This window comes from Pedobacter sp. UBA5917 (genome assembly GCF_002432345.1).
Classification (GTDB): Bacteria; Bacteroidota; Bacteroidia; order Sphingobacteriales; family Sphingobacteriaceae; genus Pedobacter.
Window position 1 is genome coordinate 1 of the sequence record NZ_DJDT01000062.1, and the last position, 26,390, is coordinate 26,390.

Annotated in this window: 23 protein-coding genes; 11 read left to right on the forward strand and 12 right to left on the reverse strand. The window is 38.7% G+C overall.

Features of this window, described 5'->3' with window-relative positions; translation table 11 throughout:
* Positions 1-244: hypothetical protein (locus tag B2V92_RS04130; RefSeq protein WP_293304988.1), on the forward strand; the 244-nt coding region annotated here is incomplete at its 5' end.
* Positions 245-369: 125 nt separating this feature from the next.
* Here the strand turns inward: B2V92_RS04130 and B2V92_RS04135 are convergent.
* On the reverse strand, positions 370-1,788 hold the full coding sequence (locus tag B2V92_RS04135) for a DUF4270 domain-containing protein (RefSeq protein ID WP_293304989.1): 1,419 nt from the start codon (positions 1,786-1,788) through the stop codon (positions 370-372).
* 21 nt (positions 1,789-1,809) lie between these two features.
* Positions 1,810-2,634 (reverse strand): glycogen/starch synthase, encoded by an 825-nt coding sequence (locus B2V92_RS04140; RefSeq protein ID WP_244215257.1) that lies wholly within the window; start codon positions 2,632-2,634, stop codon positions 1,810-1,812.
* A 149-nt stretch (positions 2,635-2,783) separates the two neighbouring features.
* Between B2V92_RS04140 and panC the strand changes: the two genes are divergently transcribed.
* The 3 genes from panC to B2V92_RS04155 all read left to right on the forward strand — a co-directional run bounded on the left by panC (position 2,784) and on the right by B2V92_RS04155 (position 5,139).
* Positions 2,784-3,629 carry a pantoate--beta-alanine ligase gene (gene panC, locus B2V92_RS04145; protein ID WP_293304994.1) on the forward strand — a complete coding sequence of 282 codons (846 nt, stop codon included), beginning with the start codon at positions 2,784-2,786 and terminating at the stop codon, positions 3,627-3,629.
* A gap of 178 nt (positions 3,630-3,807) precedes the next feature.
* Positions 3,808-4,158 carry an aspartate 1-decarboxylase gene (panD, locus tag B2V92_RS04150; protein ID WP_029274491.1) on the forward strand — a complete coding sequence of 117 codons (351 nt, stop codon included), beginning with the start codon at positions 3,808-3,810 and terminating at the stop codon, positions 4,156-4,158.
* Positions 4,159-4,161: 3 nt separating this feature from the next.
* The gene (locus B2V92_RS04155) at positions 4,162-5,139 is read left to right on the forward strand and encodes a lysylphosphatidylglycerol synthase transmembrane domain-containing protein (protein WP_293304996.1); all 978 of its coding nucleotides are present in this window, start codon (positions 4,162-4,164) and stop codon (positions 5,137-5,139) included.
* Between the two features lie 9 nt (positions 5,140-5,148).
* Here B2V92_RS04155 and B2V92_RS04160 read toward each other — a convergent pair whose 3' ends face one another.
* Entirely contained in the window at positions 5,149-7,524 is a 2,376-nt protein-coding gene (locus tag B2V92_RS04160) for an outer membrane beta-barrel protein (RefSeq protein ID WP_293304998.1), read from the reverse strand.
* 105 nt (positions 7,525-7,629) lie between these two features.
* Positions 7,630-8,703, reverse strand: coding sequence for a helix-turn-helix domain-containing protein (locus tag B2V92_RS04165; RefSeq protein WP_293304999.1), 1,074 nt, complete (start codon positions 8,701-8,703; stop codon positions 7,630-7,632).
* A gap of 228 nt (positions 8,704-8,931) precedes the next feature.
* On the opposite strand from B2V92_RS04165, the gene B2V92_RS04170 reads away from it, so the two are divergent.
* Positions 8,932-10,071 (forward strand): acyl-CoA dehydrogenase, encoded by a 1,140-nt coding sequence (locus B2V92_RS04170; protein ID WP_293305000.1) that lies wholly within the window; start codon positions 8,932-8,934, stop codon positions 10,069-10,071.
* Between the two features lie 63 nt (positions 10,072-10,134).
* Here B2V92_RS04170 and B2V92_RS04175 read toward each other — a convergent pair whose 3' ends face one another.
* On the reverse strand, positions 10,135-10,479 hold the full coding sequence (locus tag B2V92_RS04175; RefSeq protein ID WP_293305001.1) for a phage holin family protein: 345 nt from the start codon (positions 10,477-10,479) through the stop codon (positions 10,135-10,137).
* A gap of 18 nt (positions 10,480-10,497) precedes the next feature.
* Between B2V92_RS04175 and B2V92_RS04180 the strand changes: the two genes are divergently transcribed.
* From B2V92_RS04180 to B2V92_RS04205, 6 genes are all read left to right on the forward strand, one after another.
* Positions 10,498-10,929 carry a hypothetical protein gene (locus tag B2V92_RS04180; protein ID WP_293305002.1) on the forward strand — a complete coding sequence of 144 codons (432 nt, stop codon included), beginning with the start codon at positions 10,498-10,500 and terminating at the stop codon, positions 10,927-10,929.
* A 121-nt stretch (positions 10,930-11,050) separates the two neighbouring features.
* Entirely contained in the window at positions 11,051-11,515 is a 465-nt protein-coding gene (gene rimP, locus B2V92_RS04185) for a ribosome assembly cofactor RimP (RefSeq protein WP_293305004.1), read from the forward strand.
* A 2-nt stretch (positions 11,516-11,517) separates the two neighbouring features.
* Complete coding sequence (gene nusA / locus B2V92_RS04190) at positions 11,518-12,762, forward strand: transcription termination factor NusA (RefSeq protein WP_293305005.1); 1,245 nt, start codon at positions 11,518-11,520, stop codon at positions 12,760-12,762.
* A 62-nt stretch (positions 12,763-12,824) separates the two neighbouring features.
* Positions 12,825-15,905: a translation initiation factor IF-2 gene (infB, locus tag B2V92_RS04195; RefSeq protein ID WP_293305007.1), complete on the forward strand. Its 3,081-nt coding sequence runs from the start codon at positions 12,825-12,827 to the stop codon at positions 15,903-15,905.
* 169 nt (positions 15,906-16,074) lie between these two features.
* A complete protein-coding gene (locus tag B2V92_RS04200; protein WP_293305009.1) occupies positions 16,075-17,307 on the forward strand; it encodes an ATP-binding protein in 1,233 nt (410 codons plus the stop codon).
* Between the two features lie 146 nt (positions 17,308-17,453).
* Positions 17,454-18,542: an acyltransferase family protein gene (locus B2V92_RS04205; RefSeq protein WP_293305010.1), complete on the forward strand. Its 1,089-nt coding sequence runs from the start codon at positions 17,454-17,456 to the stop codon at positions 18,540-18,542.
* 6 nt (positions 18,543-18,548) lie between these two features.
* On the opposite strand, the gene B2V92_RS04210 is transcribed toward B2V92_RS04205, so the two are convergent.
* The 7 genes from B2V92_RS04210 to B2V92_RS04240 form a co-directional block, all read right to left on the reverse strand.
* Complete coding sequence (locus B2V92_RS04210) at positions 18,549-19,412, reverse strand: glycosyltransferase family 2 protein (protein ID WP_293305011.1); 864 nt, start codon at positions 19,410-19,412, stop codon at positions 18,549-18,551.
* Positions 19,413-20,312, reverse strand: coding sequence for a glycosyltransferase family 2 protein (locus B2V92_RS04215; protein WP_293305013.1), 900 nt, complete (start codon positions 20,310-20,312; stop codon positions 19,413-19,415). It abuts the gene before it with no gap.
* Complete coding sequence (locus B2V92_RS04220; protein ID WP_293305015.1) at positions 20,309-21,025, reverse strand: glycosyl transferase family 90; 717 nt, start codon at positions 21,023-21,025, stop codon at positions 20,309-20,311. Before B2V92_RS04220 ends, B2V92_RS04215 begins: the two co-directional genes overlap by 4 nt.
* Positions 21,026-21,162: 137 nt before the next feature.
* On the reverse strand, positions 21,163-22,263 hold the full coding sequence (gene glf / locus B2V92_RS04225; protein ID WP_293305016.1) for a UDP-galactopyranose mutase: 1,101 nt from the start codon (positions 22,261-22,263) through the stop codon (positions 21,163-21,165).
* A gap of 139 nt (positions 22,264-22,402) precedes the next feature.
* Complete coding sequence (locus B2V92_RS04230) at positions 22,403-23,197, reverse strand: DUF5672 family protein (protein WP_293305018.1); 795 nt, start codon at positions 23,195-23,197, stop codon at positions 22,403-22,405.
* Positions 23,198-23,210: 13 nt separating this feature from the next.
* Positions 23,211-24,377 (reverse strand): glycosyltransferase, encoded by a 1,167-nt coding sequence (locus B2V92_RS04235; RefSeq protein WP_293305020.1) that lies wholly within the window; start codon positions 24,375-24,377, stop codon positions 23,211-23,213.
* A gap of 8 nt (positions 24,378-24,385) precedes the next feature.
* Positions 24,386-26,206: an ABC transporter ATP-binding protein gene (locus tag B2V92_RS04240; RefSeq protein WP_293305022.1), complete on the reverse strand. Its 1,821-nt coding sequence runs from the start codon at positions 26,204-26,206 to the stop codon at positions 24,386-24,388.
* Between the last annotated feature and the right edge of the window lie 184 nt (positions 26,207-26,390).

Here is a 26,390-nt window from a genome sequence, read left to right on the forward strand (position 1 = left end):
GAAGCAGGCGGGCATTCCACTGCGTTTCAGTCGAGATGACGATCCGTTTTGGATGAGTTTATCAATGGTTGTGCGGTGTGCAACGCTGATGATAAACCTATCGGAGCGAGAAAACGTTTATCAGATACCTTACATTGAAGTCGTCACCCTGAATTTATTTCAGGGTCTATCTGGCAGGAAAGATACTGACCACGAAGTAGCTATTAGACCATTGAACAACAATAGAAATAGGCTAATAAAATAAATTCAGCATGACGATCGCGTTCAAACAGGCTAGAAATTAATCAGTATAAATAAAACAGAAATACAAAAAAAACTCCTGCCCTTTTTAGGAGCAGGAGTTTTTGAAAGATTTATTCTTTATTTCTATTAATTGATCTTTGTATAATAGATATTCAGTTTCATTTTGTTTGTGGCTGCATCGCCTGTTCCGATCACCGATCTTTCTGCAGAGGTAGCAGTAGGCACATTTTGGAAAAGGTTGTAAGATGTTGCGGCCAGGAAAGTACCATTATCCTCGATGGTTTTATCCACAAGGCCCTGAACGTAGCTGGTTACTATAAAAATGTAACGGTTTTTCAATGCGTCGAAATAACCACCGAACAATGCCTCGCCTGCGGCAGATAAACCTGTAGAGCTGCTTGCAAAATTGGTGTAATCAGGGATGTTGCTTGGTTGGTGTGCAATATCCCAGCGGTACAGCGAAAGTCTTTGTGCAGGGTTAAAAGGATATGCAGGGGTGCCACCGCCCAGCTCAATAACAAGCTCGGCTTTATTGATAATGGATTTTCCGTACTTAGCGTTAAAACCTCCTAAATCAGGGAAATTGATTTTGGTTTTAACACCAGCTAGTCCTTGCACATAAGTTACATTATTTGCTGTTGATGGGGCGGCAATCTGCGTTCCAACAGGTGTACCGCTATAATCATGTTTGATATTTGCAGCAACACCGGCGTAGCCAGATTGAGTGGATACTCCAATCGGGAAGTTTACAGTTGTAGTATCGATTCCGCTTGATGAGTTGTTTTTTCTCCAAACCAGTTGTAGATAAGAATCGGCACCTGAGAAATTGAAGAATCCTATGCCACCGCTACCGGTTGCAGATGCTGTGTTAGCCTTTGCATATAAGCCTTTAAAGGAATTTGCAAACTTGGTGTTTGATGAAGTGCCTGCTGTACCCAGATTTAGGATGTTGTTCTGGATAAAGTTTTTGTCAAGAGGGATCCTGATCTGTGCAGGAACAACTTTTAGGGTATCGGCTTTGCCGGCCACAATATCGAATACTTTTCTTTTGGTGTTCGGCGCAAGTTTGCCTGTGAAATTTCCTAGCAGCGTACTGTTGATTGCCTGTACATCAGAGCTTTTATAATTGGCAACAGGATTGGCCAGTTGGAAAACATCTATGCTATATTTAGAGTTAACCGTATCGCCATAAAATTTGGTTATGGTACTGGCTTCGTCGAACTTTAATACTAAAACTGCCGAATCAAGTTGTGGACTGGTCCCAAAATCATAGCTGGTGCTTACCGGATAAACCGTCATGGCTATCCCAGCTTCGGTTTTTCCGAAAATAGGATCCACCATATAACCTAATGGATAGCGGCTTTGCCCAAAAGTAGTTGCGGCAGTTTCCTCAACCAGCTGGGTGCTTACAGGAGATACCACCAGTGTGCCGGTAATTGAAGAGGCCGGATCAACGTCTAAACCAACGGCACTTTCGTCCTTACACGATGCAAAAAGAAAAAGACCTATCAACAGGGTTAATAAGTCTTGTTTTGTAAATTTCATATTTTAAATAATAATACCTAATTAAGCTACTGAAACCAATTCATCATTTGAAATCTCTTCATAAAAAGTATAGAAGTTTTCAAAATTCTCGGTTAAGTTAAAAGCTAATGTTGGCTTATTGGAATCTTTAACAAATTTTAACACATCTTTGCTTAGGTTTTCGTCTCCTAAAACCACTGCGTCAGAGTGTGTTACGGCGCCAATGTGCATGCTGTCGATGTCGGCAGGTGTAAATGCTTTGGTATCATCTTCCGTCATGTTGGCCATTACAGCTTTCTTGGCGAAATTGGCATTTAATTTTTCTGTAAAACCATCCTCATAAACAGAGTATACTACTTTTGAATTTTTGAAAGTAGGATCGTTTTTATAGGTAGTTTTGATATATGCAGGAACCAATGAGCTCATCCAGCCGTGGCAATGAACGATATCCGGTGCCCAACCTAATTTTTTAACGGTTTCTAAGGCACCTTTGCAGAAGAAAATGGTACGCTCGTCGTTATCGTCGAAAAATTTTCCACTTGCATCTCTGAATACCTGTTTGCGCTGGAAATATTCTTCATTGTCTAAGAAATAAACCTGCATGCGTGCAGCTGGGATGGAGGCTACTTTAATGATTAAAGGATTATCATTGTCATCAATAATGATGTTCATTCCCGATAAGCGTATTACTTCGTGTAAACGATTTCTTCTTTCGTTGATATTACCGAATTTTGGCATTAGGATGCGGATTTCAAATCCCTTTTCCTGCATAGCCTGTGGTAATTGGCGCGTAATTTCAGAAATTTTAGTAAGCTCGAGGAAAGGCGACATCTCGTGTGTAACAATCAGCAGCTTCGTTTTTGCCATCTCCATATTTTAAGAAAATATTAAGTTAAATAAAAGATAATGAGCCGCAAAGATAAGCATAATAATACTATTTATCAAGATTGGCAAGTATTGTTTGCTTTCGTTTAGATTAATTTACACCTTTACGGCTTTAATTTAAATTGTGCGAATTGGAAATATTTAAAACCAAAGCATCGCTTAAGGCTTTTTTAGAACCTTTAAAAGCATCAGCAAAAAAAGTAGCATTAGTGCCTACCATGGGCGCGCTGCACAGTGGCCATATCTCATTGATAAAACTGGCCCAGCAAAATGCAGATATTATTATCTGTAGCATTTTTGTAAATCCGACCCAGTTTACCGATCCAAAAGATTTAGAGAAATATCCACGCCCTATTGAGCACGATTTGGCTATGCTTGCCGATGCCGGTTGTAATGGAGTGTTTATGCCCAATGTAGATGAAATGTATCCCCGCGGAGCCGATGAGGCCTGGCATATTGACTTGGGCAATGCCGAATTCTTATTGGAGGGCGAGTTTAGAAAAGGACACTACCAGGGGGTAACACAGATTGTAAAAAAACTTTTCGATGCGGTAGAACCGGATGTGGCCATGTTTGGACAAAAAGATTTTCAGCAGGTGCTGATGATCAAAAACATGTTGGCCTATTTTAAAATGCCGGTCAAAATTATTGTTTGCCCTATTATACGCGAAGATGATGGTTTGGCCATGAGCAGCCGAAATATCCATCTATCGGCCATTGACCGTAAAAATTCGTTGGTATTGAGTAAATCGCTGCAGTTTGTGATCGATCATTTTAACGAATATCCACTGGCCGAACTCGAAGAAAAGGCCAAATCTTTCTATAACGATATAGATGGCGTGGAACTTGATTATTTTACTATTGCCAATGGTGATACCCTTGAGCCTGCCAAATCAAAAGATGAAGATAACCTGGTCGCTTTGGTGGCCGCAAAAGTAGGCGCAACAAGGTTAATCGATAACATGATTATTAAGTGATGTAAGATGGATGAGTAAAATGGATGATGTGGGGACGTATAGCTCATGGTTTTATGGATCATGGTCTGGAGTGCTAACCATCAACTATTAAATCATGAACCATCACCCATTTTACATATTACATCCTCCTTACATTTTCCATTTTTTTCATCCAGTGCTTTATTACTAACTTTGCCGAATGGTTATCACAATATTAAAATCGAAAATACACCGTGTTAGGGTAACACAGGCCGAACTGAATTATGTAGGCAGTATTACGATAGATGAAGATTTGATGGATGCAGCTAACATTATCGCTAATGAAAAGGTGCAGATCGTAAATAATAACAATGGTGCACGTTTCGAAACTTACGTAATAAAAGGCGAACGTGGTACTGGAACCATCTGTTTAAATGGGGCAACAGCCCGTTTGGCACAGCTTGGCGATATCCTTATTATTATGTCGTATGGTTCATTACCGATAGAAGAAGCTAAAAAATACAATCCGATCCTGGTTTTTCCTGACGATAACAACCACTTGCTAAAATAATTTGTGACCTTCGACCTCAAAACAGCAATAAAATACATCATCCTGTTTTTGATCGGGGTAGGGGTATTATATTTAGCGTTTAGAGGGCAGGATTTGGGGAAAATATGGCAGGAAATTAAAACAGCCAACTATTTCTGGGTAACTGTTTCTGCTTTGGCCGTATTAGTTGCCCATGTACTGAGGGCACTGCGTTGGCAGATGCTCTATAAATCTATCCATTACAAAGTAAGTTTCTGGAATGCCTACCATGCCGTAATGATCGGCTACCTGGCAAACCTTGCACTGCCGCGTTTTGGAGAGCTTGGCCGTTGTTCGGTAATCCATAGGGCCGAAAAAGTGCCAATGTTTGCCTCTATAGGTACGGTAATTACCGAAAGGCTTTTTGATGTGCTGATGCTTTTGCTCACCAGCTTGGCCATGGTTACCTTGCAGTACGATATCGTTTCCGATTTTTTATACGATACCATTTATCTCAACCTGGTTAAAAAATTAAACAGCTTAAATTATTGGTGGTTGGTTGGCCTGGGTATGATCATACTATTACTTGCCCTGATAATTGTTTATTTCCTGCGGAAAAAGTTCAGTAAAAAATTTCTCCGCATTTTTGTGAGCCTGCGCCAGGGTTTTGGTTCTTACGGCAAGCTTAAGCAAAAGGGGCTGTTTTTAACTTATACACTGGGGATATGGATTTTCTATTCGCTTTCCATGTATTTTGCTTTTTCGTCTATCCAGGCTACTTCCGGTTTGCATTTTAATGCCGCATTTACTGCTATCGTATTCTCAGGTTTTGCGATGGCTGCACCAGTACAGGGCGGTATAGGTGTTTTCCATTGGGTAGTTGCCCAATCGCTTGTGCTGTACGGTATTTCATTTAACGATGGTCTGGCTTATTCAACCATTATCCATTCTTCGCAGGTTCTGCTTATACTGCTATTGGGCGGGATTAGTTTAAGCTGTATCCTGTTTAAAAAAACGGGTTGACAAAGCCCGCTAATTTGCCCTGTTTTCTTCCTCACTTTTCTTGTTTTCTTTAGCCCTGTAAGTAGAACTGCCAAAATTATAAGTTAGGCTGAACGACAGTTTGTTTGAAGCAAAATAATGATAGAAATCGTTATTGATGATGCTTTTTTCCCTAAAAATTAGTCTTCTTTTAATATTGTCGAATGCATCGTAAAGCACAATCTTGGTATTGAGCTTGTTTTTAAACCATGCCCTTTGCAAACCGAGATCAATACCATAAACCGGGGCAAAAATATAAAGCCCGTTGCCACTTTTCGATTCATATAGGTAACTAACGTCGAATAACCAGTTTTTTAAAGTGAAAATCTGACTGCCATTGATTTTATAGTCATAAACGGCGATTTTATAAGTCTGATCAAAGTATGGCGTTAACTCCCGGTTATAATAGAGGCCGATGTTATGGTTCATCCGCCACCAGTTATTTACTTTAATTGGTAAACTTACCTGCAGGTTGGCGAAATTCCTGTAGGGGATGTTCCGGCCCAGAAAAATGAGCTCATTTGTAGTAGGGTTATATTCCGGATAACGGGCAATAACATCTGTTTCGCGCCCTGCATTCAGAGAAATATTAACCACTTTCCTGTTGTACGATAATGATACCAGATTGGTAGTTGAAGGCTGCAGGTAAGGGTTGCCTATCCAGTAATGGCGTGGGCTGTAATAAAACCGGAAGGGGTTTAAAGCGGCAAATGTAGGTCGCGTTAACCGTTTGCTATAGCTAAAGCTGATTTGTTCCCCTTCATTAATATTATAGGTTACATTAAAGCTGGGCAACCATTTCAGGTATTCTCTTTCGGTAATTGTACTGGTGGTTATTGAGTTAGCTATGGTGCGTGTGTGCTCGGCCCTTAAGCTTAAGCTATAATTAATCTTGGCCCATTGTCCATTGTACGATAGGTAACCTGCGCCTATATATTCGCGGTAACCAAACTGGTTACTGCGTTTAGGATCCAACATAAAAACCGAATTGGCCAGCGTATCGTACCGCAGGTTATTTTCGGTACTGTTGTAGGTAAATTTACTGCCGAATTCTAATTTATTCTTCCCGATGTTGTGGCTGTAATCTGCCTGTGCCGAACGGATTACAATATTGTTCGCCGAGTTGGTTTTCCAATAATTTATAAGATCACCGTTAAATACGTTTCTACTTTGTATATCTTCTGTTTGCCTGTTATCTATCTGCACCAATGAGCTGATGATATGCAATTCGCTGTTTTTAAATTTAACATCATAATTAATGCCGCCAGCGTAATTATATTGCTTGGGATGTGCATCATTATCACTTTTTACATGGGCAATGTTTTGATTAAGGTCTGCGGTTTGGGTAATCAGCCCGCTACCTGATACCGCATTCCGCCTGATCTGATAAGTTCGTAAAAAAGCCTCTAAGGTTTGTCCGGCTTTAATTTCGTAGGTCACCCTTGCCTGTATGTTAAAATTGCGGTTGGCGGTAACCGTGCGGGTATCGGTAGTTAACGCATTGGTATTGGCAAGATATTGGAGTGCATAATATTTATAAAATGTACTTCCTATGGTTTGCCCCAGCTTTAAATCGTAGGTAAATCGGGGTGTTTTAAAAACCAGCGATAAATTATTATCGAACAAACTGTAGTTGTTCTTCTGAAACTGGGCATTATAAGTACCTCTTAAGCCTAAAGCAAGGTTTCTTTTCAATTTTACATCGATAATGCCCTGGTATTCTCCATCGTATTTGGAAGAAGGCTGGCTGATCATTTCGATCGATTCGACCATCTCTGGAGATAAACTGCTTAAATAGGTTAAAATTTCATTATTGCCCATGTTTACCGGCCTACCATCAACAAATAAAGTTGGCGTTGCCCTACTGGCCAATTGCATTGTTCCATCCTGGTTAACCTGTAGGCCTGGCAGCTTTCTGAACACCTCGAGCAGGTTCGGGGCCGATTTAAATAAGGCGTTGTTGGCAATGCCGATTTTAATCTGTCCCTGGTTTGTGCTAAAAGCCGGCACACCGCCAGTAATGGTTACCTCGCTGAGCAGGTTAATATCTTCGGCAATTAAAATATTGCCCAAGGCTACTACCGTTGTGCTCTTCTTGTCAATTACAAATGTTTTTTGCGCGCTTTGATAGCCCATTAAACGAACTGATAAGGTGTATCTGCCTTCAGTTACATCGTTAAATTGGAAAAAGCCCGAAGTATCACTGTTCGAATATTTTATAACTGTGGGCCGATCCTGATCGGTTAACACCAAGCTCACCGAAGGCAGGGGCTGCTTGCTTTTACCATCAAGTATTTTTCCGGTAATGGTATGCGCGTTTAACAACGGACTTATTAATAGCAGTAAATACAATAAGGTATGCTTCATCTCTGGTGTGTTTGGTTTTAAGATGAACCAAAACTAAAAGCGTGATGAAGCGAACCGGTTTTGAATCTCAAATTTAGGAGTCCGGAATTATAAAACAGTACAGGTTTATAGTGGAATAACCGATAGCTGTTCTTTATAAAGTGTTGGTGTAGTTTGCGTATGTTTTTTAAAAGCGGTGTAAAATGTAGACTTAGAATTAAAGCCTACCTCATAACCAATAGCTTCGAGCTTGATACCCTTATCGTTAACAATCAATTTACAGGCTTCATTTATCCTGAATCCGTTAATATAGGCTGCAAAACTTTTGCCCAGATTGTCGTTCAGCAGCTGAGAAAGCTGGTGACCCGAAATGTTGATCCTTTTGCTAAGATCGTTTAACTTAAGATCGGGGTTTTTGTAAAGCTCCTCTTCCAGTATAATTTTCTCAAGTTTTTCTGTTAAAGTGATTGCCTGTTCTTTGGCAATTTTTTTGTTTGCATAACGGACAGCGTTCGGGTTTGCTGAAAGTAAATCGCCGGTTTTTCTTCTGCTGATAAATAAAAAGGTATTTAAATATAACACAAGAGAGAAAAATAAAGCCCCACTGATACACGGACCATTAAAAAAGGAGAAAATCGGTAGTTTGAATGCAGCGGGTACGATTATATTACCAATAAGCACCGAAACCAATAATAACTCCGGAGTAGAAGCTGTTTCACTTTTAGAGAAAAATTTGGTAAAAATGCTTCTGAGCTGCCATACAGACAATAAGATGTAAGTGGTAAACTGTATGGAAATTATGCTGCCGATATAATTTTCCCAGATATTGGGCCGTTTGTCGTAAGGAGTAACTATGCAGGCAGTAATGATTGCCGAAATCCAAAAAATATAAGTCACCTTTTGTACGGCTGTTATTTTTGATGGTTGTGCCAATGCCGATTGGATAAAGTAAAACAACGACGGCCCGGCCAGCGAACTTCCCAAAATGCCGACCTGGATGTAAATACCCGGTAAAGCCGGATAAAAATAATAAAGCAGCGATTTTCCGATCTTTAAACTAACAGAAACAAGTAAAATACCTAAAAAGTATGCGGGTATGGAGTTCTTTTTCTTGAATAACAGCAGGTAGCTGCCAATGATAAAGCCATTAAATGCACCTAAGGCACTAAAAAAAAATAATATTTGCTGCCCTAAGTCCATTTAACAAAAATAACAATCTTATGTTAATGCCAATTAAAATGACGTTGCAATTTCTAACATTAGACTGAGGTTGAAATGTTACAGGTTGAAAAGTTGAAAGGTTTAGGGAGATACTTCAACATTACAGCATTCCAACTTTTCAACATTAAAAATAAATTACTATGCAGCCATAGTATTTTAGATCAGAAATGCTACATTTGATTTACTAACCTTTTATACATAAATGTTATGCATTTTGAATTAAATGAAGAACAATTAATGATCCAGCAGGCTGCCCGCGATTTCGCGCAGCAAGAATTAAAGCCTGGCGTAATCGAAAGAGACGAGCATCAGAAATTTCCGGCCGAACAGGTCAAAAAACTCGGCGAACTGGGCTTTTTGGGGATGATGGTGAGCGAAAAATATAATGGTAGCGGTCTGGATGCCATTTCTTATGTGCTGGTAATGGAAGAGCTTTCCAAAATAGATGCCTCTGCCTCTGTAGTAGTTTCGGTAAATAACTCGCTGGTGTGTTACGGACTGGAAAAATATGGGACCGAAGAGCAGAAAGAAAAATATTTGAAGCCACTTGCATCCGGTGAAAAAATCGGGGCCTTTTGTTTATCAGAGCCCGAAGCAGGGTCGGATGCTACCTCGCAGCGCACAACTGCCGAAGATAAAGGAGATTATTACCTGCTTAATGGCACCAAAAACTGGATTACCAACGGCAGCACTGCATCAACCTATCTGGTTATTGCGCAAACCCACCCCGAATTAAAGCACAAAGGTATTAATGCTTTTATTGTAGAAAAGGGAACCGAAGGCTTTACTGTTGGACCGAAAGAAAATAAACTGGGCATACGCGGATCTGATACACATTCGTTAATGTTCAACGATGTTAAAGTGCCTAAAGAAAACAGGATTGGTGAAGATGGTTTCGGTTTTAAATTCGCCATGAAAACCTTAGAAGGTGGACGCATCGGTATTGCAGCGCAGGCGCTGGGTATTGCACAGGGCGCTTTCGAGCTGGCCACACAATACGCTAAAGAACGTAAATCGTTCGGTAAACCGATTTCTGAACACCAGGCCATTGCCTTTAAACTGGCCGATATGGCTACTCAGATAGAAGCTGCAAGGTTGCTGGTGTATAAGGCCGCATGGTTAAAAGACCAGGGTTTACCATATACCCAGGCAGGTTCTATGGCAAAATTATACGCTTCTAAAGTAGCAATGGATGTGACCATCGAAGCTGTGCAGGTGCATGGCGGTTACGGTTTCGTAAAAGAATACCATGTAGAACGTTTAATGCGTGATGCTAAAATTACCCAGATTTACGAAGGTACATCCGAAATCCAGAAAATGGTGATTTCGAGGGAAGTGATTCGTTAATTGCCAGTTTACAGTTTTCAGTTGGCATTGTCTCAACTGAAAACTGCAAATTGTGAACTGAAACTAATCCTTCTCTCCAGAAACAGCACTAAACACTGCTTTAATCAACGCTACTACAATAGCTAAAAACGCTGCGGCAATAAAACCTGAGGTGTTAAAAGAAGCCATCATGTTATCAACCAGTAAAATCATTAAAACGGTGATGATAAATGATACCAGCCCTAGGGTTAAGAAGTTGATCGGAAAAGTTAATAGCCTTAAGATAAATCCAATGGTTGCATTCGCGAGTGCAATCAGCACCGAGGCAATAATCGCATTGCCATAACCATTAATGCTTACCCCCGGCACAAGTTTAGCGCCGATAAAGAATGCCAATCCTGTTAAAAGGATTTCGATAATAAATTTCATAATTGTTTATTTTTGTAAATGTTCAAAAGCTTTTTAAAATATCAGGCTATCGTTGCTGCTTCACTATTTGCATTTTCCTGTTCGAATAGAAACAACAAACCGGTAATTAAGTTTTCTGTGGATAGTACTTCAATAATAATCAAAAATATTGATGGGGCCAGCCTCCTGCAGGTTAAAAATGCCTATCACGCTAATGCAGATACAGTTAATATGGTGTCGGTTTTGATTAAGCCCGGCGAACTCGATAGCGTGCAGGACGAACTGGAAGTGCCGGGTAAAGTTAAAGTTGCCGGCGATTCGCTCATTTTCAATCCCTATCAGCCTTTTATAAAAGGTAAAGATTATCTGGTAGAAAGTTATATCGGTGTAAAATTTGCAACCCTGGGCGATATGGTTTCGGGTAGTACCAAGCAGAACTTACAGCCACAGAAACAAACACTTAAACGGTAATAATCAGCATAATAATTACAGCAACTGTTTGAAATTTCTTAAAAAATTACTACATTTGCATCGTAATCGAAGAAAAGAGAAGGGGACAGTGTCCCCTTTTTCTATGAAATCAGGTTAAAATATGCAGGTAGAAAAGAGAGTTGCAGCCCTCGTTGAGGAAAAAATAGCAGACCGCCCAGAGCTGTTTCTGGTTGAAGTGAAAATGTTGCCAAACAATAAGTTAATTATTCATGTTGATGGCGATGAAGGTATTAGCATACAGGATTGTGTGGCCATAAGCAGGCATGTTGGTTTTCATTTAGAAGAAGAAAACGCAATAGAGCAGGCTTATAATTTAGAAGTTTCTTCGCCAGGTGTTGGCGAGCCTTTAAAATTGGTGCGCCAGTATCAAAAAAATATTGGTCGTACGGTAAGCATCAAACTTAAAGAAGGTTTAAAAAAAGAAGGGAAACTGCTGGAGGTTACAGAAAATAATCTGCTGATTGAAGAATCGGTTAAAGAAAAAGGGAAAAAGGCAGTAGCGATTGAAACAGCTGTGCCGTTTAATGATATATTAGAAACAAGTGTGTTAATTTCATTTAAGTAAAAATGAGTACTACAACAATTAATTTGATCGACTCTTTTCAGGAGTTTAAAGATTTCAAAAATATAGATCGCCCAACGGTGATCAGTGTGCTGGAAGAAGTTTTTCGTAGCATGTTGCGTAAAAAATACGGAACAGACGAAAACTGTGACGTTATCGTAAACCCGGATAACGGGGATTTGGAGATCTGGAGAACAAGAAGGGTAATGGAAGATGGCTTTTCGGAGGATGACGACCTGGAGATCGAACTTGCTGAAGTTTCTAAATTAGACAGTACTTTAGAAGTTGGCGATGATTATATCGAACAGATTACTTTAGAGAGTTTTGGCCGTAGGGCAATTTTAGCTGCACGCCAAACATTGGTTTCTAAAGTATTGGAGTTGGAGAAAGACGAAATCTTCAAAAAATATAAAGATAGGGTAGGCGAAATCGTAACAGGTGAAGTTTACCAGGTTTGGAAAAAGGAAACTTTGGTTCTGGATGATGAAGGTAACGAACTTTTGATGCCTAAAACAGAGCAGATCCCAGCTGATTATTTCAAAAAAGGCGATTCTGTAAGAGCAGTAATCTCTAAAGTGGAAATGATCAACGCTAACCCGAAAATTATTATTTCAAGAACGGCACCAGAATTCTTACAACGTTTGTTCGAACAGGAAGTTCCGGAAATTTTTGATGGTTTAATCACCGTTAAGAAAATTGTACGCGAACCGGGAGAACGTGCTAAAGTAGCTGTAGAATCGTACGATGACCGTATCGATCCGGTTGGAGCTTGTGTGGGTATGAAAGGATCACGTATCCATGGCATCGTTCGCGAACTTAAAAACGAAAATATTGATGTGATTAACTTCACAAACAATGTTTCACTATACATTACCCGTGCTTTAAGCCCGGCAAAAATCACTTCCATTAAATTGGATGATGAAACCAAACATGCTTCGGTTTACTTAAAACCAGATCAGGTTTCATTGGCCATCGGACGTGGCGGACACAACATTAAACTGGCCGGTAAATTAACCGGTTACGAAATTGATGTATACCGCGAAGCTGGAGAAGAAAGCGACGAGGATGTGGATCTGGAAGAATTCTCAGATGAGATTGACAGCTGGATCATTGATGAATTAAAGGCTATCGGTTGCGATACCGCTAAGAGTGTATTGGCACTTACAGTAGAAGATTTAGTGAAACGCACCGACCTTGAAGAGGAAACCATTAAAGAAGTGGTTCAAATTTTGAAGTCAGAATTTGAATAAGTGGTGTAATTGCCAAATAAACACTACTTTTGTATTAAATAAAAAACAATAACAGGAGCTAAATGTCAGACGACAAACCAATCATTTTAATTAAAGCTATTAAAGAACTTAATATAGGCATGGGTACGGCCGTTGAGTTTTTAAACAAAAAGGGATTCTCTGCCGAGAAAAGCCCTATGTTTAAACTTACGGGTGAGATGTATAATGCCTTATTAAAAGAGTATCAGGGAGATAAGATCGTAAGAGAAGAAGCCAAACAAATAGTGATTGGTAAAATACGTCGTGACGAGCCTGAGACTGAAAAGCCAGTAGAAGCGCCGAAGAAAAATACCGATTTTGAGAAAAATGAAGAGATTTTAATCAAAAATGCTCAATCATTTACCCCTCCGGTAGAAAAGCCAAAGGTAGTTGAAACCCCTAAGGTAGAAACACCTGCACCGGCACCTACGCCAGCTCCTGCGGCAGCAGTTGAGCCTGTAAAAGAAGTAAAAGCTGAAGAAAAAGCAGAGGAAACCGGATTACCAGGTGTTAAAATTGTAGGTAAGATCGATTTAAATGATCTTAACTCAAAAACACGCCCTGTTAAGAAAGAAGAAGCCCCTGCTGCACCTGCGCCAGTTGCTAAGGCTCCAGAGCCTGTAAAACCGGTTGAACAGCCTAAGGTAGAAGAAAAACCGGTTGAGGTTAAAAAGGAAGAAGCGCCTGTTGCACCTGCACCGGTTGTTAAAGCCCCAGAGCCTGCAAAACCAGTTGAACAACCTAAAGTGGAAGTAAAACCAGCTGAAGTTAAGCCTGTAAGCAACGAGCCTGAGGTAATTAAAGCACGTACCGTAAAATTAAGCGGTCCGAATATTATCGGTAAAATCGAGTTGCCTACAACTCCAGATAGGAGAAATGGTCCTGTTGCTTCATCAAGCGATAGCGAAGCGGCAAAACGTAAGCGTAAACGTAAAAAAACACCGGGAGCACCGGGCCAGCCAGGTCAACATGGTGGCCAGGGCGGTCAGCAAGGGCAGAATAATCCTGGCGGACAACAAGGTCAGGGTGGCGCACCAGGTCAACCACGTCAACCTTACCAAGGTAACAGGCAAGGTGGTGGTACTCCATACCAGGGTAACCGTCCTGCAGGTCAAGGTGGAACTCCTTATCAGGGAAATAGAAACAACAATAATAACAGACCAGGTTTCCAAAATAGAAATGCTACACCAAGCGGACCTAAAGAAGAACCTACTGAGAAAGAAATTCAAGATCAGATCAAAGCAACGCTTGCACGTTTAAGTGGTGCAGGTAAGTCTGGTAAATTTGCACAACGTGCCAAATTACGTCGTCAGAAACGTGATGATGTAGCGTTTAATGCCGAAGAAGCAGCAAATGAGCTTGAATCGCAATCGAAAATATTAAAAGTAACAGAATTTGTTACGGCTAATGAGTTAGCGAGTATGATGGATGTACCGGTTACCAAAATTATTGGTACTTGTATGAGTCTTGGAATGTTCGTTTCCATCAACCAGCGTTTAGATGCTGAAACCTTAACCATTGTAGCAGATGAATTTGGTTACGAAATACAATTCGTTAAACCAGATGAGGATGAAGAAAATGTAATTGAGGAAGAAGATAACGAGGCAGATTTAATCGAAAGAGCTCCGGTTGTTACGATTATGGGGCACGTGGATCACGGTAAAACTTCGTTGCTGGATTATATCCGTAAAGCGAATGTGGTTGCTGGTGAGGCAGGTGGTATTACCCAGCACATTGGTGCTTACATGGTAACTACGCCAACCGGTAAAAAAGTAACTTTCTTAGATACCCCGGGTCACGAAGCCTTTACAGCGATGCGTGCACGTGGTGCTAAGGCTGCTGATATTGCCATTATCGTAATTGCTGCGGATGATGCGGTGATGCCTCAAACAAAAGAGGCCATTAACCACGCACAGGCGGCAGGCGTACCATTGGTATTCGCTTTCACCAAAGTGGATAAACCGGGTGCAAATGCAGATAAAGTACGTGAGCAATTATCAACCATGAATATTTTGGTTGAAGATTGGGGCGGTAAATATCAATCGCAGGAAATCTCGAGCAAAAGCGGCTTAAATGTTGATCTTCTTTTAGATAAAGTATTATTAGAAGCTGAGTTATTAGAACTTAAAGCAAATCCGAACAAGAGAGCTACAGGTACTGTAATCGAGTCGGCATTAGATAAAGGACGTGGTATTGTAACTACCGTATTGGTTCAGGCCGGTACACTAAGAGTTGGAGATCCAATTTTGGCAGGTAGCTACAGCGGACGTGTAAAAGCATTAACCAACGAGCGTGGAGCTAAGGTAGATTCGGCAGGTCCATCACAACCGGTACAGGTTTTGGGTATGCAGGGTGCACCTACAGCGGGCGATAGGTTTAACGCTTTAGAAAGTGAAACCGAAGCACGTGATATTGCAAACAAACGTATGCAGTTACAACGCGAGCAGGGATTACGTACACAGAAACACATTACTTTGGATGAGATCGGCCGTCGTTTGGCAATCGGTAACTTTAAAGAGCTTAACATCATTGTTAAAGGTGACGTGGATGGTTCTATCGAGGCCCTTGCCGATTCATTGTTGAAATTATCAACTGAGCAGATCCAGATCAATATCATCAGTAAAGGTGTTGGTCAAATTTCAGAGTCCGATGTATTGTTGGCTTCGGCTTCGGATGCGATTATTATCGGTTTCCAGGTTCGTCCATCAACAGGTGCACGTAAACTGGCAGAAGCTGAGCAGATCGATATCCGTTTATATTCTATCATTTACGATGCAATCAACGAGATTAAATCGGCAATGGAAGGTATGTTGGATCCGGAATTTGAAGAGAAAATTGTGGCTAACGTTGAAATCCGCGAAACTTTCAAAATCACTAAAGTGGGTACCATTGCAGGTTGTATGGTATTGGACGGTAAGATTACCCGTAACAGCAAAATCCGTATCGTTAGAGATGGTGTTGTAGTTTACACAGGAGAGCTTGCATCGTTAAAACGCTTTAAAGATGATGTGAAAGAGGTGAACAAAGGTTATGAGTGTGGTTTAAACATCCAGAACTTTAACAACATCGAAGTGGGCGATATCGTAGAAGCTTACGAACAGGTAGAAGTAGCAAGAAAGCTATAATACCTTAATAATATAAAATTTAAAGTGGCCCAAAAGGCCACTTTTTTTATGCTATCGAATTTTTAATCTTAAAAATATCGGATAATTTTGAGTTTGTATCTTAAAAATATCGGATAATTTTGAGTTTGTGTCTTAAAAATATCGATATTTGTGTTTGATATTTATCATTATGGAAAGATCAACAGCGCTAAAATCGTTAAAAAATCACCTTGCTAAGCCTCAGCATACTATTATTATAGGGCCGAGGCAGATAGGCAAAACTACGCTTGTTAAGCAATTGGCAGAGCAGTTGCAAAAAGATAATGAGTTGGTGTATTTCTTAACTTTCGAAGATCCGTCCATTTTAGAGGCGGTAAATAATCATGCCGAAAATATATTCAATTATACCCTGTTGCCTGCTGATGTGCCTGCAGATAAGCGGTTATATATTATTATCGATGAGGTGCAGTATGCCAAAGATCCCAGTAATTTTTTAAAGCTGCTTTACGATAAATATTCGCCAACACTAAAAATTATTGCAACCGGCAGTAGTGCATTTTACATTGATAAAAGTTTTAAGGATAGTTTGGCGGGCAGGAAAAAGGTTTTCGAATTTTTTCCTTTGGCGTTTGATGAGTTCCTTCATTTTAAAGGCGAGGATGCTTTAATCGTGGAGTGGCAGCAGATGATTAAGAGGCATGCTTATCAGAGTCTTCAACTAAGCCGTATAACCAGTTTGTTTGATGAATACCTGGTTTATGGCGGTTACCCGGCAGTTGTTCTGGCTGATACTGAACAGGAGAAGCAGGAAATGCTTAAAGAGCTTGTAAACAGTTATATGAAAAAGGATGTTTTAGAAGCAGGCATTAAGGAGGAGCTCAAATTTTTTCAGCTGGCAAGGCTGTTGGCCGATCAAACCAGCAACCTGCTCAATAACAACGAATTGGGCAATACATTAAAAATGGCCAGCTCCACAATCGAAAATTACATTTATTTAATGCAGAAAACCTTTATTGTGCAATTGCTAACTCCTTTTTATGGTAATGTGCGTAAAGAGTTAACCAAAATGCCAAAGATTTATTTTAACGATAACGGCTTGCGTAATGCTTTGCTGAACAATTTTTCTAAACTGAATGATAGGGCAGATAAGGGTGAACTGCTGGAAAACTATACATACATCAGGTTGAGACAACTTTATGACGCTGATCATCTGCATTTTTGGCGTACTGCCGATGGTAACGAAGTAGATTTTGTAGTAGAAGAACAGTTGGTGAAGGGAATGGCTTACGAAGTAAAATATAACGATGTGCAGTTTAAACCCAGCAAGTATAAAAAATTTATAGAGGGATACCCTGATTTTAACCTGAAATGTATATGCAAGGTACTTACGAGGGAGGGGTCGATAGAGGCCATTCGATTATAGTTTTCCCAGAGTTATAGAGCGTGTAATTGATTGAACCACTTTGGTAACTGTAATATTTTACATACATAAATGTTAAATGGACATTAATAATCCGTTGAAGGTTCTTTTTTGCGGATATTTGTAAATTCAACTACCAAAGCCAATTAATGAATACTGAATTAACGCAGCAAGCAGCACCGGAAAAAAAGAATTTTGATTTTGTTGATACAATAAGGTGCATTTCTATGATGGGAATTGTTTGGGAGCACAGTTCGGCAATTAGTATAGAACTTTATGCCGATAAGAGCTCGCTTATTGTACAATCTTTTACCCTTCAGGTTTTTAAATTTGTTAGCATTGCGTTTTTTCTCATCGCTGGTTTTTTAATTAATCATAAATTTCAGGAATATCCTGCTAAACAGTATTTAAAAAACAGGTTTAAAAATACAGTTAAACCCTGGCTTTTTTGGGTAATTCTTTTTATGGCGATAACCATATTAGACCGTTTTGTAGCTTGGGCCAAAGGAAGTGGTGGAGGTTTATTCAACACTGATTTTCCTTTATATCTTTATAATCTGGTAAAAATGGTGCTGTTTTTTAGCCCATACTGGTTTATCCTGAACTTTCTGATCTGTATTTCAATCCTGTTATTGTTCAAACGTTATCTGTATAAAATATGGTTGGGTGTACTATTAGGATTGATATCGCTGGTATATAGTGTTAACCTGCATTTTAGATGGTTTGAAACTACCCATTCTGCTGCACTTTTTGGTTTTGTATTTTATCTGTGGTTAGGTGTTTATCTGAACAGATATTTCTCACAGTTTAAGGCTATTGTAGATAGGATTCCATGGTTGGTAATCGGGTTGGCACTGTTGGTTACGCTTTCAATGTCGATGGCCGAAGCTTTTTATCTTTTAGATTCAGGACTAAAAGATGCATACAATACATTGCGGGTAACCAATATCCTTTACTCTTTAGTTGCCTTTTTAGCATTGTTTAAAATGGGACCTATCAGTGCACTAAAAAGCCTTAAACCGAGGCAAACAACCTTTGGTATTTACCTCATCCATTTTATCATTTTAGAAAGGGTACTGCCATTAATATTTCAGCCGCTCAAATTGGATTTCAGCCAGTTTAATATTTATGTAAATACAGCAATTACATTAGGACGTTTTCTTTTTGCCTACATCGTTTCTATAGTATTAACCATGCTGTTAAGTAAAACAAAAATGAAGTGGCTGGTTGGACAATAAGTACAACTATTTTAGTTTAAGAAATTTTAAAACTTTGTTCACTTTATACTTCAGTTTTCTCTTTTCCCTTAACCGTTTGATCTCTTTGTTGAGCTGAAAGTTTTCGTTTAAAAAGTAAGTGTTATTATATCTGAGCAAGGCGTTAAACTGTGCTTCATTCAAGATACTTTCTAGTTTCTGGTAAGCAATTAAAACACTTTGGTGCATAAATTCGTCATTCTTTGTCATGTTAACGGAACTCATGCGGTAGTAGGCCAGGGGCTCATCAATAAATGCTGTTGGTGGGTTGTTTTCGTAAACCTGTATCCAGAAAAGCCAATCTTCTTTGGCTTTGAGGTCTTCAAAAAAAGGATATTTTTTAACCAAATTACTGGGGAAAATGGCACAATGGATAGGAATATTGAAAGTTTTATCCCAATCGTTCAATAAAGCCTTCTGCGTAAAATGTTTATTCTCCAGTTTACAGAATGGTGGTAATGGTTTTTGAGTTTTGTTATCAAAAAGAACAAAATTGGTAATGATAATTAAATTTTCATCATCAGCTATTTTAGCAATCGATTTTGAAAACTTATCTGAGGCCAAAAAATCATCAGCATCAAGAAACTGGATATAATTACCTGTGGCCTGCTGTAAGCCGGAATTTCTGGCCGAGCTTAACCCACCGTTTTCCTTGCTGACATATTTTATCCTGTTGTCTTTTTGTTGCCATGCCAACGATTTTTCATCCGTATCGTCTGTACTGCCATCATTCACAATAATACATTCCCAATTGCTGTAGTCTTGTTTAAGCAACGAATTAATATTGTCGTCTAAAAAATGGGCCTGGTTAAAACAGGGAATAATAACTGATATTTTTATGGTGTTATCCATCTATTTTTTCTTGTACATTTTGAAACCGTCCTTAATTCCGCTAAACATCCTTAAAATAAGTGTTCTTTTTTCTTTAAAGGTATATTCTTTCCCTTTAATTACAATTTTGATTCTTTTATAAAAATCCTTAAACAGGTTTTTATAAAAGAGTGAACTAAAACCTCCAGGGAAATAAGGCTTTAAGGTTTTTCTGAGTAAAAATAAGTTCCGGTATTCATAATAAGCTTGCAATGGGCGCATTTTGGAAGAAACTTCTACTCTTTTGCGGTACATTTGGGCCGTTTTAGTGTAGATGATATTGGTGTAGAAATTGGCCATAACTCCATACTCAGTATCATCTCCGGCAATAAAATACTCTTTTCGGGGCAAACCGATTTCCTTAACTATGGAACGGTTGATGAGCATGCCTTCGAAACAGGCCGTATTTACAAAACAATAATCTTTATGTTTTAAAGATGCATTATTGAGCAAAATTGGCATACAGGTTCTGTAATCGAAATAATGCTCCCATTTAAAAACTTCGTTATTATCTTTAAAAACCCTTAGCGGGTGTATACATTTAGATAATTCGGTATACTTTAATAGCTGCTCCAGGCAATCGTTAAAGGGCTCAACATCATCATCCATTACCCAGATCCATTCGTAATCCTGCTCGTAAGCTTTTCCTATACCCGTATTAAATCCACCTGCCCCTCCAATATTATCCTGATTGATGACCTCTATTTGTGCAAAGTTAAGTTGCTGTAAATACTCATTTGTTCCGTCGGTAGAACCATTGTTAACAATGATTATTTTATCCGGAGCAGATGTTTGATTCAGCACAGATATAATGCATTCTTTTAGGAAAGCCAAACGATTGTAGGTTACAATAACGGCGCAAACGGATGCTCTGTTTATCATAAATTGCTATTAAGAAGATTTTGGATTCTCTTTACGGCGCTTTCGTAATTAAGATTTTCGGCCGCAAAATTAAAGGCATTGTTAACGATGTTTTCGTAATATGCCTGCCCCTGCTTTTCTATAAATTCGATCTGCTGGATTAAATCAGACATGTCGTTTTTTACAGGAATGAAATGTTTATAGGGCTCCAGTTCGAAATGATAGTATGATTTCCATTGCCTTTCCTGGATAAATAGCAGGCGTTTGGTATAAAGTAATAGTTTTATCCTGCCACTGTATCCCCGGCCTTCAATGTCTATCAGATATTTGTATTTGGTGTGATCTGCTAAAGAAATGTAAGGTACTTTTTTGCCATCAATTACATGTTGATCAACACAGGTATCGTATGTTTCGATCAGTTCGGGAAATTGCTGGCTATATTCAATAATTTTCTTTCGGTTAGGATGGGTTTGCACATTTCCTATCCAAAGCATGGTGTTATTTACAAAAGCCTGGCTACTTGCCTCAGTAATTTCTTTTACGGTTAAATTAAAGTCTTTAATTCCGGCTTGCTGCCAATGGTCGAAAATAAAATCAGGAAATGCAGTATGTAGATTTTCTTTCCGGTCGCAGCAATAATAGAAATTGTTTGGTGATATATCTCCCAAAGGGAAATCGCCTGTATGTAGGCTAAATGATTGGTCTTTATCAATGCCAAGCTTAATAGCATCCATAATCATTTTTACAGAAGATTCGGCACGGGTTTGAAAAGAATTGAAATTTGTTATTGAGGAGATTTGGGCATTTTTTATTGCTATTTTTAAAAGCTCTCTCGGTTCTTCATTGTTTTTTTTCTTTTTAAACCACATTTCTATTTAAATTTTTGTGCAATTTCAAGGGCGTTGGCAATTACATGGTGCATATCCATATAACGGTAGGTAGCTAATCTTCCCAAAAAGGTAAAGTTGGGAAGTGTTTCTATTTCATTCTGATATTTTTCGAGAATTTCAAGATCATTAGCTAATCTTTTGGGGTAATAAGGAATATCTTCTGTTTCGGTTTCTTTGCTGAATTCTTTAAAATAAACCGTTTTTTCGTGCTCCTCCCAGGGGGTAAAATGTTTATGCTCGTGAATTCTTGTAAATGGGGTTTCTTCATCAGCGTAATTGATTACAGCATTTCCCTGAAAATCACCCTCTGCAATGTGCTTTTCAAAATAAACGGTCCTGTATCCAAGTCTTCCAAATTTATAATCGAAAAAGGCATCAACAGGGCCGGTATAAAAAACCTGGTCGTAAGCAGAAAAATCAACATCCTTTACTGCAAATTTTTTGTTTAAATAAACAGTAATGTTAGGGTGGTTGAGCATTTTTTCGAAAATTTCGGTATAACCGTTTTTCGGAATACCCTGCAGGGGCATTGCATAATAATTATCGTTGTAGTTAAATCTTACCGGTAATCGCTTTAATATACTTGCCGGTAGTTCTGTTGGTTCACAGCCCCATTGTTTTTTAGTATAGCCATAAAAAAATGCCTGATAGAGATCTTTGCCAATAAATTTTAGTGCCTGTTCTTCAAAGTTTTTAGGCGAATCAATACTGGTATCACTTAAAGACTGTATGAAATCTTTTGCTTCTGCCGGCGAAAGAGCTTTGTTAAAAAACTGATTGATGGTGTGAAGGTTAATCGGAAGCGAATAAACCTTGCCTTTGTAAATTGATTTTACTCTATTGATATAGGGAACCATCTCACAGAACTGTTGGATATAATCCCAAACCTCAACATTATCGGTATTAAAGATATGCGGACCGTACTGATGGATGTTTACACCGGTTTCTTTTTCTCTTTCGGTGTAACAATTGCCCCCGATATGGCTTCTTTCTTCCCATATCTCAATTAAATTATCCTTGCAAAGTTGCTCTGCAATAACACTACCGGCAAACCCACTTCCTATAATCAGGTATTTTTTCATTTTTTTATTGATAAAAGCTCGCAGCAAGCCATTTAAATTGTGTTTTTACATCTGGCATCAATAAAAAATAAAATGCCTTTAACGCGCAAACTTACAAAAGATTTAATAAAATAAATTGTTAACACAACCCGGTAGTAGTTTAAATAGAATAACCGAAATCTTTAAATATAGGCCTCCATACATCCAGGTTTTTGTTCCAGGCATGGCATCCAAAAGGTAGTGAATTGTTGGTGAGTTCGAAAGCCCTGTCAACAGGAACTTCGAATGCAAAATGCACGGCTTCCCGATATGAAGGGATTTTTAAAATTTCTTTTTTCCTGTTTACTTCTATACTCCAAAAAACATCTTCATTAAAGTTGGCTGCCGGATTTAAAGAATATTCTTTTATTTTTTCCTGAAACTGTTGGGTTAAAGTGTAAAATAACTGTGTTCTGCGTAAAGATAAACCTCCGTTGCCAACTTTATTCTCTCGTTGGAGGTCGGTGGGTACCGAAGTGTTTTTTTGTTTAACATCGAATTTCCGGTGTATGTAGCCCAAAACGCTATTTTTTACGGCTTTGATTACGTCAGGGTATTTATGCCTGAGCCATGGGGCCCCTACATAATCCAGATTTTTTTCGCACCAGGTATTTAGCTCATCTTTAAAAACAAAAGCATCCAATTGGTAGATCAGGATATACTCATGGTCTAAAAATTCTTTGTAAAATTCTTCTGAGAGCATGAGTTTATTATAGCCGGCAATATCTTTAAAATATGCATCATCAAAACTGATGATGTTATTAAATGGATATTTGGTATTTAAATTTAAAGAGTTGGGTTTTACACAAAAAATCGGATGGGATTTAGAGAGCACCTTGAAACACTGTTGCAGGGATATATCCTCTAAATAGGTTGTTTCTTTATAAATAGGCACAATAACGGCAACCTTTTTCATAGTGTGATGGAATTTAGACTATTTCAAAAACAGTATCGAGATTTTTATAACAGCGTTCTTTTTCGTAATTGGTGTTAAAAGCAGCCAATGCATTTTCTGCCTGTTTTTCATATTCCGATCTGTCTGTTAAGAGTTTGATGATATTATTCCCAAATTCAACGGGATTGTCACTAACCAAACAACCGTTATTGGTTTTATTGATCAAACCATCTATGCCCCTGGTATTGCAAACTATTGGCAGGCCATAAGATAATGCTTCTACTACTTTTATCTTGGTTCCGGTGCCGGTTAACATTGGGCATAAGGCTACCTTGGCGTTTTGGTAATAAGTTGATAAATCTTCAGCAAAGTTTACGGCAATAACATTGGGTGCCTTTATCGATAAATGCTCATTTATCTGTCCGATAATGCATATCTGTATGTTGCCCGGTAGTAATGGGTATACCTTGCTAAAAAACCAATTGGCCGATTTTTGATTATGTATGTTATCGGATGCTACATATATCAGATCGAAAGGTTTTTCTTCGGTAGCATTTTGGTTTTCCGGTTTATCCAGCATCATAGGGGCAAGTGCAACCCTGTTTTTACAGAACTGGCTAAATATATACTGTTCTTCAACCGAAATGGCCAAAGCAATGTCGAATAATGAAATTCTCCTGATTTCTTCTTTAAAAGACTGACCGATATTTACCTTCTTTTGAAGCTGGGCAGTTATGAAGTCGTGCGTGTCGATTACGGTTATCGCTTTCTTGGTGAGGTGGTTATTATCAACCAGTGTAGCCCAACTGGCATAGTTGATAAAGATGTAGTCGTAATCGCTGTTTTTTAAGATTTTATTAAAAGCCCGCTTAAATCTCATGGTTACCAGTTCAGGGAATTGGAGCGGAAAGAACCAGGCCTTATTCTGATAGAAAAAATTTGGCAGCTTATAAAAAAGCAGGTAATAGAGTATATTTTTTTTAGAAGGTTTTTTTTTAATTACATAAGTATTATTGGCCAGGCCCGATTGCTCAAATGCTTTAATATCAGTTTCGTTCCAGCGCCCGGTGAAATACTCGCTTACAAAATCAATTTCAAAATTTCTTGATTTAAAGTAGTTTAACATGCTTAAAGCCCTGGTTCTGTTCCCTGCGTTTTTTTTGAGCGGGTTATCAGGCATAAAAAATAATACTTTCTTCATCTAAGTGTTTAGTCGTTAAAGGCTTGCATGTCGATTAAGCGCCTGTATAAACCATTTGTGTTCATTAATTCATTATGGCTTCCACTTTCTACAACTTCGCCTTTATCAATTACCACAATCTTATCCGCATGTTGTATGGTACTTAAACGATGCGCTATTACTATTGAAGTACGGTTTTTCATTAAATTATTTAACGCATCCTGCACCAGTTTTTCCGATTCTGTATCCAATGCCGATGTGGCTTCGTCTAAAAGCATGATTGGGGGGTTGGCTAAAACGGCCCTGGCTATACAAACACGCTGTTTTTGTCCTCCTGATAATTTATTACCCCTATCTCCCACGCTGGTTTGGTAACCATTTTCGGTATTCAGGATAAAATCGTGGGCATTTGCAATTTTCGCTGCAGCAATAACTTCTTCTTCTGTTGCATCTGGTTTGGCAAAGGCGATATTATTGAAAATACTGTCGTTAAATAGAAACGATTCCTGGTTAACGATCCCCATCTGCGAACGGATGCTTTCTACGGTAAGGTCTTTATAATCATGGCCGTCGATTTTGATCGCACCCGATTTTGGATCATGAAAACGTGGGAGTAAATCCATCAAAGTACTTTTGCCGCCTCCCGAAGGACCAACCAAAGCTACCGTTTTACCTTTTTCTATATCGATATTGATGTTTTTTAGTACCTGTTTGTCGCCATAATAGAAGGAAACATCCTGTAGGGTTAGTGCTGTGCTGAAATTGTCTAATACTTCTGCACCGGTTTTATTTTTAAGTGCAGGCTCGGTATCAATCAGATCCAACACCCGTTCGCCGGCCGCAATACCCGAATGGATACCACTAAACGAATCTGCCAATGCTTTTACAGGCTGTAGCACCTGCGAAAATGTGGCCAGGTAAACTACAAATTCTGCTGCTTTCAGATCGCCTTGTCCACTTAATATCAGTGTACCACCATATAAAAGGATAAATACAACAACCAGAACACCCAGTGTTTGAGAAACCGGCGAGGCCAATTGTTGTCTCCTGGCCATTTTTCTATTGATAAATGAGTAAAATCTGTTTTCGTTATCAAATTTTTCTTTGGTCCGTTCAGTAGAATTAAAGGCCTTAATAATCTTTATACCGCTTAACGACTCATCCAAAAAGCCGATCATTTTTGCAAAAGATTCGTGCGATTGTGTAGCCTGTTGCTTTAATCTTTTAACGATTTTACTGATGATAAAGCCAGAAACGGGAATAACTAATAAAGAAAAAAGGGTTAATTTGGCAGATATAGAAATCAGCACGCCAATAAAAAAAAGCAGTTGTAATGGTTCTTTAAAAACAACCTGTAGTGTATTGGTTACCGTAAACTGCACTACCTGTACATCTGATGCTACTTTTGATATAATATCGCCTTTGCGTTCGTTGTTGAAATAACCAACATGAAGGTTCATTACATTGTTAAAAACGGTTTTACGAATATTTAACAGCGTATGTACACGTAAATCTTCCATAAAGCGCTGAGCAAAATAACGGAAAAAGTTGGCGAGAAATACGGTCCCGATAATAATCACACAGATTACTTTTAGCGCCAGGATTTTATCATCAGCAATAATGCCATCGATGTAATTATTAAAGCGGCCCAATAAATCCCATGAACTTTTATCTTCAGCAATTTTGGTCGGGTCATCACATTTCCCTAAAAACAATGCCTGCATTAAAGGACCAAGTAGTGTAAAAAGAAATGTATTAAAAAAAATGGCAAATACTGTGGTGATCACATAAGGTATTGCGAACTTTTCTATGGGTTTGGCAAATGATAATAAACGAAAATAAGTTTTCATTTTATGTAAAATGGAATATGTAAAAAGGAAGATGGTTAAAGTATCACCCTAAAAAATCTATATAAAAACTTGGCAAAGTTAAGCTTTTCAATTAAACGTTGTGGTTTTTCGAAACCTTCGAGGTTTAAAATTACAATTCTTGGGTTTTAAGAATGAATGGATCAACTGTTTTACAGGCATTCCT